Origin of the sequence: Massilia sp. GCM10023247 (assembly GCF_042653325.1) — a bacterium.
In the GTDB taxonomy this organism is placed as follows: Bacteria; Pseudomonadota; Gammaproteobacteria; order Burkholderiales; family Burkholderiaceae_D; genus Telluria.
Window position 1 is genome coordinate 23,458 of the sequence record NZ_JBHSIB010000025.1, and the last position, 13,769, is coordinate 37,226.

General features: G+C 63.3%; 9 protein-coding genes. 6 read left to right on the plus strand and 3 right to left on the minus strand.

Annotated elements, in window-relative coordinates; translation table 11 throughout:
- Positions 1 to 86: 86 nt before the first annotated feature.
- The 3 genes from ACFPAH_RS20755 to ACFPAH_RS20765 form a co-directional block, all read right to left on the minus strand.
- A complete protein-coding gene (locus tag ACFPAH_RS20755) occupies positions 87 to 1,118 on the minus strand; it encodes a ComEC/Rec2 family competence protein (RefSeq protein ID WP_379749141.1) in 1,032 nt (343 codons plus the stop codon).
- A complete protein-coding gene (locus tag ACFPAH_RS20760) occupies positions 1,115 to 3,703 on the minus strand; it encodes a hypothetical protein (RefSeq protein WP_379749143.1) in 2,589 nt (862 codons plus the stop codon). The genes ACFPAH_RS20755 and ACFPAH_RS20760 overlap by 4 nt, the downstream gene beginning before the upstream one ends.
- Before the next feature lie 930 nt (positions 3,704 to 4,633).
- Positions 4,634 to 9,205: an AAA domain-containing protein gene (locus ACFPAH_RS20765; RefSeq protein WP_379749145.1), complete on the minus strand. Its 4,572-nt coding sequence runs from the start codon at positions 9,203 to 9,205 to the stop codon at positions 4,634 to 4,636.
- A gap of 419 nt (positions 9,206 to 9,624) precedes the next feature.
- On the opposite strand from ACFPAH_RS20765, the gene ACFPAH_RS20770 reads away from it, so the two are divergent.
- From ACFPAH_RS20770 to ACFPAH_RS20795, 6 genes are all read left to right on the plus strand, one after another.
- Entirely contained in the window at positions 9,625 to 10,056 is a 432-nt protein-coding gene (locus ACFPAH_RS20770) for an HIT family protein (RefSeq protein ID WP_379749147.1), read from the plus strand.
- Between the two features lie 142 nt (positions 10,057 to 10,198).
- Complete coding sequence (locus ACFPAH_RS20775; RefSeq protein ID WP_379749149.1) at positions 10,199 to 10,576, plus strand: hypothetical protein; 378 nt, start codon at positions 10,199 to 10,201, stop codon at positions 10,574 to 10,576.
- 29 nt (positions 10,577 to 10,605) lie between these two features.
- Positions 10,606 to 11,115: an RNA polymerase sigma factor gene (locus ACFPAH_RS20780; protein ID WP_379749151.1), complete on the plus strand. Its 510-nt coding sequence runs from the start codon at positions 10,606 to 10,608 to the stop codon at positions 11,113 to 11,115.
- Positions 11,112 to 11,918 (plus strand): anti-sigma factor family protein, encoded by an 807-nt coding sequence (locus tag ACFPAH_RS20785; protein ID WP_379749152.1) that lies wholly within the window; start codon positions 11,112 to 11,114, stop codon positions 11,916 to 11,918. Before ACFPAH_RS20780 ends, ACFPAH_RS20785 begins: the two co-directional genes overlap by 4 nt.
- Positions 11,915 to 12,346, plus strand: a complete 432-nt coding sequence (locus tag ACFPAH_RS20790; RefSeq protein WP_379749154.1) for a DUF305 domain-containing protein — start codon at positions 11,915 to 11,917, stop codon at positions 12,344 to 12,346. The genes ACFPAH_RS20785 and ACFPAH_RS20790 overlap by 4 nt, the downstream gene beginning before the upstream one ends.
- 12 nt (positions 12,347 to 12,358) lie before the next feature.
- Positions 12,359 to 13,747: a hypothetical protein gene (locus ACFPAH_RS20795; protein ID WP_379749156.1), complete on the plus strand. Its 1,389-nt coding sequence runs from the start codon at positions 12,359 to 12,361 to the stop codon at positions 13,745 to 13,747.
- The last annotated feature ends 22 nt before the right edge of the window (positions 13,748 to 13,769 follow it).

The window sequence follows — 13,769 nt, forward strand, 5'->3', positions numbered from 1 at the left end:
CGCCTCCGTCGCAGCGCGCGACCCTCACCGGCCTCGCACTGCACAGGCAAACTGAGACGCAAGGCGGAAAGCTAGCGGCGTCAAATTCAGACGGCTACACGTACAAAGGCATCGTCAGCGCTCGGATATGAGGTTAAGTATTTCGGCCATGCCGCCGGACGGTTCCTCCACCTGTTCACCCATGGCGAAGCATAGTTAAAAATGAGTTCTGGATTGCTAATGGACCCGATGAGCCGGGCGATAAGGGCTTGGTCGGGATGTGCATGTATCTTGCCGTTCGTGCTGAAGGCAAAACGCTTGCATTCTATCCTTCTCAAGAAATCTGCGGAGGTATTGGCTTGGCTGCCGTGGTGCGATACCTTCAATAAATCGAGTTTAACCTTCTGTCTCGGCCAATAGTAGGCCAGTGAGGAGCAGACCACATCAGCGTGCGCATCGCCGGACAGCAGGATCTGCTTGTCTCCGTAGTTCAGTAAGAGGGCGATACTGCTCGCGTTTGATACGGACTGGTCTGGCAGAAAACGCTTTCCGACCAGACTGGAGAACGGCGGCGGCGGCCAGGCATCCCGACGTCCAAGTCGATCCCGCAGCCCTGAATTACCGTCGCTCAGCAACTGTGCGGGCGATTGTTTCGCCAACGCGGCCAATTCCTTTTTCGTTGGTGACAACACCCAGATTGATATGCCTCCCGGCAGGTCAATACTTCCAGGAGAACAGGCGCACACGGCATGCTCTTTAAAGGCCTTGTTCCACGGCAGTCGGTTTTTCACGATGAGGTCAGTCAAGGCTTCACTGTGCCGTGGCCCGAGCAAGTCCTGCGGCAACGCGTGTTTATACCCGTTGAACCAAATGTCATTGACGACCACCCAGTCCGGCATTTGTTCCAGTAAAGCGATAATTCCGCCAATATGATCGAAGTCATAATGGGTAACGACAATCGCCTCAAGGGTCAAGGTGCCATTGGTACGCGATGCGGAAAGGACTTCAAGTAGATTCGGTAGTGACGACGCGGGACCGCCATCGACTAGAATGTGACGGACGGGATTTTCGCCATAGCTCACCAGGATCGCATCGCCGTGTTCGGCTTGGATCAGTTTTACTTCAAAAAAGCTAGTCATGGTGACTGCTCTCCTAGGCAGCAATCCGCATCGCCGAAAGCAATCAACACCATGCCTAAAGCATTATCTCTTGCGAGGAATTCGCGGCGCAGGCCGGTGATTAGTTCGCCAATGGTTACTGGCGAGCTTGCTACCGATGCCGATATCAGTTTTTTGGTCAGGTCGGCGACCGCGATATTTGCGAAGCGGCCGAGGACGGTAGTAAGCGCGGCAACTACCACTTTGGCTCCCTCGCGCAACAATATGGCAGGCAAGCTAGTGTTAGAGGTGAGTCCGATGGCGGAATTACATCCGATTGCGATAACGACGGGTTCGGAGTTTCCGATATGCGAGCGGCGCACTGATCCGAACGCGAGTTTCTGCTCGTCGCCAATATAGAGATGATTGTTTTCGATGTGTGGAATTAAAACCAGCAATTTGGGATGTATCGCAGCAATGGATTGGCTCCAATCGTGCCAGTTGTTCCTGCGCCAGCCGCTGATCAATGCTTCCAGATCTGGCGTGCGTGTAACGACAAATGCTGCCGGTACGTGATCGTCATCGAATTCGTCCGCCTTGTTGGAAGTGGCGAACAGTGCTCGCTGCAAGTCAGATATTCGGCTACGCTTGGCCTGGTTAGTGGCTTGCTTCAGCCATAGTCTCTTGCCCATAGTCCGGTCCCAAGTACGGCGCTCGATTACCGATGTGATGCCCAGGAAGCCCATCGGGCACAACTGTTGCCGCTCAGCTCGGATCTCGCAGTTCTTTATTGCAGTGCCCGCGATGAGACAGGCCGCGCGGTTATCGCACAACGTGGCGTCTTCGTTATCGGGAATGTCGCCATCGTAAAGATACTCAATCGGAAAATGCTCGTTAGATGGTGTGGTCAGTTGTATCCTAGTCATCGTTGTTGGCCAGTGAGGGACTAGATCTCTCAACGCATCCAACAGGAGTTTGCCGAAATTCGCCAGATTGAAGAGTGATGAACTGAACGCGGCGTCGGGCGATAGACATGCCTCAAGGGTCGCCCGCAGCTCTTCGCGGGTGGCCATCATCTCGCGGTATTCGAGTTCCTTGAGATGTATTCCGTCGCGCGTTAGGATGGTTGCGCTTGGCGTGTTACCTAGACTGCTGTTGACGAGTAAGGCAACATCAAAGCCATTCTTGTCGTGGTCAACAGGCGAATTGAACGCTTCTACAAAGAACTCAATTGGGGCGCCAGCACGCCCTTGTAACCTTGCTGTCTGCAAAATGCACGCGCCCTCACTGACAACGAAACGCATATCGATTGCACGGTCGGGGGATATCTCATAATCGAAAATCGCTGCGGGCGATTCGCCAGTGCGAGGCAAAAGCAACGCGGTCGACTTCGGTAAAGAACCAACTTCGAGTAGATGCACCTGCAATGATTTTTTATCTTCTTTCCAGTCCAAATTTTCGTCGGGAAAAGCAACGATGCCGCGTTTGAGAGGAGTAACCGGCTGAATGCTGAGCTGAATCTCAACAACTCCAACCAGTGGGAACGCTGTTACAAGCAGGCCCTCGTGCTCGACCCGTGTGTGCATGACTCGAATAGCGGGAGGCGGTGCCTCCATTCTTACCCCGTCGATCTCTAGATTAGGCAACGGCTGCGACCTTCGCCTTAGTCGCTTTGCGACCGATGCCGAACTGGTTGTTTGTGGGCTATCCTCCCGTTCATTTCGTTCTGCCCGCCGCGTGGTCGGAGGGAAAAACGTGCGGTTGGACTTGGTCATGAATGTCTGGGTCGATGCTAAGAAAAATCCACCTCGCTCAACTTCCTTGTTCGCCTCACTTAGCGCAAGATCAATCGCTACATGCGCCGCGATACGAGCGCCGAAAATTTCCAACCAACGCTCGATGTTGGGCTGGTCAGCAGGCAGAAAAATGGCGCACTGCGCCCCGGTCCCCGCCCGTATCGTATCGATGTGAGGTATCACCGCCTCTCGAGAAGTATCCAGGATTACTAGCAACTCACTCGAGAACTGGTTCTGCAAGATGTCATCGAGTGTTATCACAGCGATGGTGGCGGGTTGAACTGGCGGAGTCCAGGTGGCACCTGGGAGTGACTTAATGAGTGAGCCCGTCTTTTCAACCAGGTATTCAGACGAGGTGACGCTCACTCCCTGCTTTGTAGAGGCGACTGGACGGCGGGGCCGGCGGTCGGACGGCCAATCGATGAAGATACGTTCGCGGTCGAAGGCGCGCGCGAGGTCGTCGCAAATAGCGATGGGCGAGATGGCGTCCCAAGAATATACGGCCCGTTGAATCTTGAGCCGCAGGTCTCCACCGCGTCGGGCGAGCACGACTCGAAAGGATTTGGCTATCTCAAGTGCAATATTAACATCGAGCCATTCTGACGCATCCAATACTGCTGGGTCGCCGCCCCATTCGGCAACGCCAGACGCTGAAACTGCGTCCAGCATGAACGTTGACACAGCGCCCGGATGATGCCACCACGTCCAATCACCCCTCGCCAACAGGATACCCAATCCCGCGCGAACCATTGGCCCTGCCGATGCTTGTTCGCCTAACCACTCGTTATCATCAGTAATCATCTTTGTCCACTTACCAAAACCAGCGTGCATCTTATCACTACTGCAAGAATTTTCCACTTGGGAAAACTTCCTTGCTTAATGTTATTGTGATTTGGCGACTGAAAGTAGGTTGCACCGCATGGGAAGATCACCAGGTTTTTATGTTGCTCGGTGACAGCTGGCGTCAGTGCGGCAACCGGAACCGCTTGCACTTGAGATGGGGCTGGACCCGGACTTGGCGCCGTAGGAATGGTAAGCGCGCTACGGTCACTGCGCACTCCGACAATTTCATTATTGTGACGCCGGGTTGCTACCTCTAGAGCAACAGGAACGGCACACCTCATGGCGCTGTTCTAACGTTTTGAGCAGGCTATTAGCTATGCCATGCCCAATCAACAAGGTGCACGCCTGATAGGAGGGTGCCGCTTTCAGAAGTTAGAGGATTCCGACTGTGAACCGTTCGGTGGCGAGTCGGCGGTGCCAATTCTCGAAAACTGGCGCCGGGCTGCATGTGGGCCTCTGTTCGAGCGCATTGGAGGCACCCGGACCTTGATCCGTACCTAGAAATACTCGGTAAGGGGCGGACAGCAGTAATCGCTGCTGGCCCTGCAGCCGCTTTTTCGCGGATAGTGCTCAATATGCGTCGAGCTTTTTAATTAACAGAAAACAACAGAAAATGGGAGGCTCAGAGTCTTTGATGTTCCGAATGGAATGATTCGGGGCTACGCAATAGCTGCCCAGCTAAGGCAATTGAGCCAATCGAAACCCCTAATTCAAAGGATTTTCTTTGTCCAGGTTTGTAGAACTAGCAGGACTGCCACCGGTTGGCAGCCAACGGCAAGAAACGTTGACGGGGACCGAGGCCGGTATCAAATGGAGCGAGCGCCTCCGACCAAAGACCCATTCCCCGCTGGGTTTTTCCGGACAAAGGCCGCGCACCTAGGCCACTTGCGCGCCGCCTTGGAGCGAAGCCGTCATCGCTCAACCCGCATCCGCCCCTGCAACGGCCGCCTCGACCATTTGCGCAGCGGCGTCGTCTTCGGCCGTCATTTGTCCGCGCCCCCATTCGCGGTACTCGACCAGCGAGGGAATCCGCGCAATGGCGCCAAGGGGTGCGATGCCCATGCTCTCCAGCTGCGCGAGCAGTTCGCCGAGCACGGCCTCGCGCCGCAATGACCAGGTCGAGGCGAAGCAGCGCCAGAAGGTCCAGCCGGCGCGTTCGAGCACGCGCTGGCGCCCCATGTCGGCCTGCCACCGGTCCGGGCCGTGGAATTCGTCGCCGTCGAGCTCGACCGCCAGGCGCCGGTCGTCCGCGCCTTCGATCACCATGTCGATGCGGTAGCCTGCGGCGGGCACCTGCGGGACCACCCGATAGCCGCGATTGAACAGCTCGGTATAGACATCGCGCTCGAAGCCCGATTCGCACAGCTCGATCAGGCTGCCCGCTTCCTCGTTGCTCTCCACGGGTTGGGCAAAGTGCTCCACCAGGGTGCGCCGCAGGTCGAGGGTCGACAGCTCTTCCAGCCGTACCGAGCGCACCAGATACATCCGGTCGCGTGCGCGCGAGGCGGCGACATTGAAGCGCTGGTCGTACATCACGCCGGACAGGGCATGGTGGTTCTCGCTGTCGGCCACCATGCTGAGGAAAACGATGTCGCGTTCGCTGCCCTGGAAGATGCGCGCATCGCCACAGGCAAACTGGCGCCGCGCCAGCTCCACGGCATCGCAGCGGGCGCGTACCTGCTTGTCGATCAGCTGCGCCTGCTCCGGTCCGAGCAGCGACACGACGCCCAGCGTGCGGCCGGCCAGCCTGGGATCGCGCAGGATGGCGTCGATCTCGGCGACGATGAAGTCCGCCTCGGGAGGATTGTGTCCTTTGGTCGACCGGTAGCCGCCGGCGACGTAGACGTCGACGAGGGGCGGGTCCAGCCGTTCGGACGCCCTCGGGACGCGCACCGGCTGGATGAAGTCCTTGTAGAACACGCGGTTACTGTAGGCGATGATCGGCTGCACGCAGCGGAAGTGCTCGCGCAGCATGACTTTGGAGGCGGCAAACACGGTCGAAGCGATGTCGTAGAGCGACATGTCGGCGGTGAGCACGGCTTCGAAGGGCTGGCCGGCCAGGAAGCGCCGGCGCAGCTCGGTAATCTTCGCTCCCGAGACAAAGCCGGCCTCCGGCGAGACCTGTTTGTCGTCGCCGACCACCAGGATCTGCTTGCCGCGCAGGACCGCGGGCAGGGCCCACAGGTCCGACTGGCTGGCCTCGTCGACGATCACGAGGTCGAAGGCGCCAAGGGTCGCGGGCAGGGTTTCGGACACCCGGGCATGGCTCATGATCCAGCAGGGCACGGCTGCCTGCGCGTCCACCATGGCCTGTTGCGCATCGCGCCGGTAGCGGGCGGCGTTGACGCCCGTTCCCTTGCCGAACTTGCGGATCGCGGTGCGGTAGGTCTCGAGCGCGCTCAGGACGTTCTGGCCGGCGTTGCGCTTGGTCTGCAGCCATGCCGATGTCGACACCAGGTCTTGATACAGGCGCGCCAGCGCCTTCTCCAGGTCGCGCCGCCGCGCCGCCAGCGCGCGCATTTCGTCCCGGCCGTCGATCTCGTCCAGGTGGGTGCGCAGGCGTGCCCAGTTCCAGGCGTCGCGCCAGCGCACGGGAAAAACGGCGTCGTCGCCGGCGGCGCCCGACGGGACCATCGTCACCCGGGCCGCCAGCTTGGGCGCACCGTGTCGTTCGATCTCGCCGGCGAGGGCCCGCACGGTGGCCAGGTCTGGCGCCAGGCCCTCGATCCGGCGCACCTCGCCGAGGAGGGTGACGTAGTCGCCGGCGAGCTTCTCGCCAGGCAGGTCGGGTTGGCCGAGTGCCTGCTCGACCAGCGCGCGCAGGCGGACCGAGACAGGCCCCTCGGTGCCTGCCAGCTTTTCCTGCAACGCCGCGAGGCTGCCCGTGGCCTGGGCCAGTTCGGCGCGGGTCAGGTGGCGGCGCAGCTGTTCGCGCACGCGCGAAAGCTCCGCCTGGCGTCCCAGCAGGTCTTCTTTCGGCACGTTTGCGAATACCCGTTCGGCCAGGGCCGGCAGGTGGACGTCGTGCGTAGTGGCCAGCGTGTGGGCGGCGCGCGCGGTCAGCGCAATCGATTCGATCGTTCGCAGTTGGGCCACCTCGGGCGGCAGCACCGGCAGCGACAGCAGTTCTGCGAAGGCATTCCAGCGCACGACGAACGACAGGAGGCGCGAATGCAGCGCGGCGAAGCGCTGCACGTGCGCCCAATCGGCGCTCGAAGCTGGGGCCAGGCCGGCCACGCGGATGGCGTGCACGTGCGGCTTGATGTCGCCGGCGCCAAAGGCGAGCAGGCCGAACGGCTTGCCGGTGTCGACTGCGCGGGCAATCGCTTCCTGCGCCTTCGGATGCTCCAGCGCCTCCCTGGACGCCGTCACCGGCTTTTGCATGAATTCGGCACGCGCCTGAAGCAAGGCATCCGCCTCCGGGAACAGGGCTTCGAGCGACCCGCGCTCGGTGGCAAACTGCGGACGGCGGCATGTATCCCGCAGCGAGAATGCCCATTCCATCCCCGACTCCTCGAGCTCGCGCACCAGCGCGAGCGAACCGTCCAGCGCGGCCAGGAGCGCGCGGGCCTGTTCCAGCACATCAAGCGTCGGCGCGCGCAGCGGCAGCAGCGCGCCGCTCGCTTCGTCGCGCTCGATCTCGCGCATCGTCTGCAGGACCTCGTGCAGCTGCCCGAGGTCGGCGGCCGCGGGCAGGGTGTGCGATGCCGGAACCCGGGCCTGGCAATACACCAGGTCTTCGGCGAGCCGGCGCCGGGCATCGCGCAAGGCCATGCCTTGTTCGTCGCTGAAGGGCGGAGCATGGTGCGGCGCCAGCGTCAGCTCGTCGTCGAACCAGCCGAACTGCGCGCGGCCGTCGATGACCAGCTCGGCCATTTTCTGCGCGCGCATGGCGACGCCGTCCACTTCGATTTCCGCCAGCTGGACATGGGCAATCTCATCGATGCGGGAATCGATCTGCGCCATCTCCGCGTGCGTCCGGTCGAGCGCCAGGCGGCAGGTGGCGATTCTCTCCTGCTCCAGGCCGGTGTTGAGGTGGGTGAGCGTATGGATGATGGCTTCGATCGAGGCCTGGAACTGGCGCATGCCTTCCTTGTCGCCGGACAGCAGGGCGACCGTCAGCGGCCTGACCGATTCGGGAATTTTCTCCTGCAAGACCTTCAGCGCCGGCTCGCCCTTGGAGGTGACGAGGATCCGCTTGCCCGATGCCAGGTAGTGGCTGATGATGTTGGCGATCGTGTGCGTCTTGCCGGTGCCGGGCGGCCCCTGGACGGCGACGCCTGGCGAGCGTTCGAGCTGCTGGATGATCGTTTCCTGCTCCCGGTTGTAAGGCAGCGGGAAGTAGAGCTCACGCGGCTCTCCCTTGACGATCGCCCGGCCGGACAGGCCGCGGAACGCGATCGGCGCATGCTCGATGACCGCCTCGAGCGGTTTCATGACAATGCTCATCGGTCCGGCGGGCAGGTCTTGCCCGGCGCTTGCGCCATGCACGATGCGCTCCTTGAGCCGCGCGATGTCCTCGGTGAGGAAATGGGTGGCGCGCGGGCGGGCGAACACGACCCACTGGTTCGTTACCACCAGGTCTGCCCCCGCGGCGGGCACGCTGGTGGCTTCGCGCTCGTAGCGTGCCGAGGCTGTCATGTTGCCCGCCACCAGTTTCAGGATCGGCTCGGTCGACGCATGATCGAAGGGGGAGACGTCCATGCCGGCGCCGGCGTGAAGCAGCGAGCGGGCGGCACTCTCGATATCGCCGATGCCGGGGACATCGCAGGCGGCAAAGGCGTCCAGTTCCAGCCGCGGCTCTGCTTGCCGTGGACCCAGCGTAATCGCATGGGAGGCGCTGTCGATATCGATCTCGAGCGCCTGCGTGATCAGCGGATAGTGAAAATCCACGGTGCCTGGCGAGCCCGTCCGGTCCACGTTTGGCACGCGCCAGGACGAGACGCCCATGCCCCATACGAGTTCCAGCGGACGGACCGCTTCCTGGGACTCCAGGCGCGTCTTCAAGGCAAACAGATCCGCATACAGGGACATGACCTGGCGCCGGGGCTTTTCGCGCGCAGCCCAGTGATGCCAGTGCGGCAGGTAAGCCTGCAGCAGGTGCCCGACCCGGGCGCGGCGCTCCACGTCGCGCTGCTCGGCTTCGTCCTCGTCGACGACCTTGGCGTCGGCGTCGCGCGCGCCCGCCAGCGCAGCTTCCTTCGGGGCGGGCGCAGCCGCAGCCGGGTCGTCGCCGATCGTCAGGAAGGCGGCAAGCTCCGGTTCGGACAGCATCGGCGCGCGGGTCGCCTCCAGGCGATGCACACGCAGCCATGCGTTACCTTCGGCGGCGTCGGGATTGAAGTCGACCCAGGGCAGCGTGGACAGGTCGGCATAGGTCTTCTTGAATTCGGTCAGCCTGGACAGCGTGAAAGCGGCAGGGTCGATGTCTTTGGCTTGCTCGACGAGATAGTCGAGCAACCCGCTCATGAGCTGGGCAGGGGTTTGCATAGTGGGTTTGCCGGCTGGGCAGATAGGGTAGGGCGTTGGATCCGGAGTGGCTGCGACAGGCGAAGCGCGCACTGGCGCATGGTTTCGTTACGTATTGCTCAGGTGCATGTAATTGCTCAGCCTACCGGCTTATTGAAGCCTTATCAATGCGGAGGAGGGTTTCCTTGAGTTTTTACAATTTTACCTTGTGGCCACGGGTTATTGCGCTTCGAACTCAACAGAACGGCGGATGCGCCACGGCGGTTTTCAGGTAGGCACAGAGGGAACCATGACGCGTTGTTGCTCAGGTGTGCGTGCGTATCACCGGAGGATGTCGGCCCGGACGCGGAAGCCGGCGACGCGTGTTTTCTTGCCAGGCGCCTCATGCGGCATAATCGACCCGTTCAAGCACCGCCGATTACCAGCCCATGGAGCAACGCATGACCGATAGCACCGCATACGATCCCGATAATCCCTTCGCCCGGATTCTCCGCGGCGAGCTGCCCTGCATCCGGGTGTACGAAGACGCCGCCACGCTGGCGATCATGGACATCATGCCGCAGGCCGCCGGCCACGTGCTGGTCCTGCCGAAGGAGCCTGCCGTCGAGCTGTTCGGGCTGTCCGACGAGAGTGCCGCGGCCTGCATCCGGACCGTCAAGAAGGTCGCCGCCGCGGTAAAGAAAGCGATGGGCGCGCCCGGCATCATGGTCGCGCAGTTCAATGGACGCGCGGCAGGCCAGACCGTGCCCCATCTGCATTTCCATATCGTCCCGCGAAGCGAAGCGGCGCCCCTGGTGCCGCATGCTGCCGTTCCGGCCGATCCCGAAGCCTTGCGAGCGATTGCCGAGCGCATCGTCGCTGCCATGTCCTGAGCCGGGCCGGCAAGGAGGCGCTTGCCGCAAGCTTCGCGCGGGCTCCGCAACCATGGTCAACTAAATATTTTCGCCCGCATGGAATAGTCTTCCCGTCCTGCACGTATACGACAGTGTTCCCACCCCACATCAGGAGATTGTCATGGTATCGATTCGTGCAGCATTGGGCGCCCTGGGCGCAGCCATGGTCTTGTCGGCCTGCGCATCCACGGCAGGCACTATGCCCAGGCAGGCCGACGGCGCGCTCGTCAATGAAGCGGGCATGACCTTGTACACCTTCGACAAGGACGTGGCCGGCAGCGGCAAGAGCGCCTGCGCGGGACCCTGCGCCACGATGTGGCCGGCCGTGCCTGCCACCGCCGCCACGTATGCGGCGCCGTATTCGGTCGTCGTGCGCGACGACGGCACCAGGCAACTGGCGCGTAACGGCAAGCCGCTCTACCTGTACGCCCAGGACACGCGCCCCGGCGAGCGCAATGGCGACAATGTCAAGAATGTCTGGCACATCGTGACCGACTGAGCCGCGTTGCATCCTCGTTCCCTGTCGCCATGCCTGATCCGAGTCTCGAGCTGATTGCCTGCATCCCGCGCCTGCGCCGCTACGCGCGGGCGCTGGTGGGCGAACGCAATGGCGCGGACGACCTGGTCCAGGACACCGTCGAGCGCGGCTGGAGCCGGATTGCCGAGTGGCGCCGCGACGCCGACATGCGCGCCTGGCTGTTCGGCATCATGCACAACCTGCACGTCGACCACCTGCGCGCGCGGCGGCTGCAGACCGCGCCGCTGGAAGAGGCGGACCAGCACCAGGCGCCCGCCGTCAACCACGGCGCGGCACTGGAACTGCGCGACATGCAGGCCGCGCTCGATCTCTTGCCCGCCGAGCAGCGCGAGATCCTGCTGCTGGTCGCGCTCGAGGGAATGACCTATGACCAGGTGGCCGGCACGCTCGGCCTGCCCCTGGGAACCGTGATGTCGCGCCTGTCGCGCGGGCGCGAGAAATTGCGCGCACTAATGGAAGGCAGGGCCGCGCCCGTCGCGCCCCTGCAGGTGGTCAAATGAATACCTTGCCAGTCACCGAAGCGGACCTGCACGCCTATGTCGATGGCCTGTTGCCGCTTGCGCGCCAGGCCGAGATCGCGGCCTGGCTTGCGGCCCGGCCGGAGGAGGCGGCGCGGGTCGATGCCTATCGCGCCCAGAACCTCGAGCTGCGGCGCCTGTTCGATCCCGTGCTGGACGAAGCGCTGCCGCAGGCGATCGCCGGCGCAGCCCGCCCCAGGCCCTGGCAGGCCGGGCTCGCCGGGCGCGCCGCGGCCGCGCTGGCCATTGCGCTGCTCGGCGGCGTGGGCGGCTGGATGCTGCGCGGCGCGGCCGGCATGCCGGAGACGTTTGCGGGCCTGGGCGTGCCCGGGCGCGCGCCGTCCGCGCCGGCCGCCCTCGCGCGCCAGGCCGCCATCGCGCACGTGGTCTACAGCCCCGATGTCCGCCATCCGGTCGAGATCGGCGCCGACCAGGAAGCGCAGCTGGTGACCTGGCTGTCGAAACGGCTCGGTACCCCGATCCGGCCCCCGCGCCTGGGCAAGCTCGGCTATGAGCTGATCGGCGGGCGGCTGCTGCCCGGCCAGAGCGGGCCTGTTGCGCAGTTCATGTACCACAACGCGGCCGGCAAGCGGCTCACCTTGTATGTCTCCACCGAACAGTCGCAGAATCGCGATACCGGCTTCCGCTTCGCGCAAGAGGGGCCGGTGAGCGTGTTCTACTGGATCGACGGCAAGTTCGGCTATGCCTTGTCGGCCGGCGCCGACAGGAAGGAACTGGCAACGATTGCCGTCGCCGTCTACGACCAACTGGAGAGAAAGCAATGATCCGACATCGACTTGCCCTCCTGCTCAGTTGCGCCGCGGTCGCGGCGTTCGCGGCGCCCGTGAACGGCGCGGGCGCCCAGCCGGCGCATGAACATGGAAGGAACGCCCCGGCCTCCGCCGCGCCGCCGGTATTCGTCGCCAGTACCGCCAAACCCTTCGCCGCATTGATGGACGATGCGATGGCGGTGATGGAGGACGGCATGCGGCGCGCGCCGACCAACGGCGTGCCGGAGCACGATTTCGTGACCATGATGATCCCGCACCACCAGGGCGCCATCGACATGGCCAAGGCCCTGTTGCTGCGCACCAGCGATCCCGAGCTGCGCAACCTGGCACAAGGGATCATCACCGAGCAGCAGAACGAGATCCAGGTCATGCAGGCATGGCTGCGCCGCAAGGCCGCGCCTGCGCGCATCCACACACCTTGAGAGAGGAACGACATGAACCCACGCTCGCTACTCGCTGTCCCGGCGCTCCTGCTGGCGGCGCTTGCGCAGGCCGCGCCGGCGCCGCAGGACCGGGTCTACACGGCCGACCAGAACAGCAACACGGTCTCGGTGATCGATCCGTCGACCAACGCCTTGCTGGGCCAGATCCGCCTCGGCAACCAGCGGCCCGACATCCTCTCGCCGCTTTACAAGGGCCAGATCAATGTGCACGGCCTGGGTTTCTCGCCGGACCACCGCACCCTGATCGCGATCTCGAACGGCTCCAATTCGGTGAGCTTCATTGATACCGCCACCAACAAGGTCAAGGGCGTCGCCTACATCGGCCGCTCGCCGCACGAGGGTTTCTATCGCCGGGACGGGCGTGAGGTCTGGGTGGTGGTGCGCGGCGAGAACTACGTGTCGGTGATCGACCCGAAGACCTTCAAGGAAACGCGGCGCATCGAGGTCGCGCCCGGTCCGGGGATGGTGCTGTTCCATCCCGACGGCAAGCGCGCCTTCGTGGTGTCCAGTTTTTCGCCCGTGGTGTCGGTGATCGACGTCCGGTCGCACAAGGTGATCCGGACGATCGACGTGGTCAGTCCGTTCTCGCCCTTCCTGCAATTCACGCCCGACGGCGGCGAGCTGTGGATGACCCACAAGGACGTCGGCAAGGTCACGCGCATCGATACCGGGTCTATGCAGGTGAAGGAGGTCTTCGACACGGGCATGATCACCAACCACCTGTCGTTCGCGAACACGGCGGCCGGCACGCTGGCGTATGTGTCGATAGGCGGGGAGAACGCGGTGAAGGTGTATCGGACCGGACCCCGGGCGGAACTGGTGACGACCATCCCCGTTGGCGCGCTGCCGCATGGCATGTGGTCGTCCGACGACGGCAGCCGGGTCTATGTCGGCCTGGAGAACGGCGATGCGGTCGACGTCATCGACACGGCCAGCAACAAGGTCGTGGCCCGGGTGCCGGTCGGCCAGGCGCCCCAGGCCCTGGTCTACGTGTCGCGCGCGGTACCCTCGGGCGCGGGCAAGGACAACCTGGTCGCGCGCACCGGTCAGGACCCGGTGAATATTGCGCTGCGTCCGGTGTCGGGCGAGGGCAAGGGTTTTATCGTCGCGCGCAACCTGGGACTGACCGATGCGCTGGAGGTATCGCTGTTCAAGCTCAAGCCCAAGACCGTCTACAGCGTCTACGCCAGCGGGCAGCAGGGGCCGGTGGCGGTCTTCGAGACCAATCCGATGGGCGGCGCCAACGGCACCGCGATCGGCCCGATGCGCGCGCTGTCGACGGCGCCGGCCGGGCAACCGGACGCCGCCAGCCGGATCGTCGTCATGGAAGGCAATGCGGCGCCCGACCCGGAGCGGGCGGTGCTGGTCGGCGTGCGCTAGCCGGGCAGGGCAGGTGGAACCC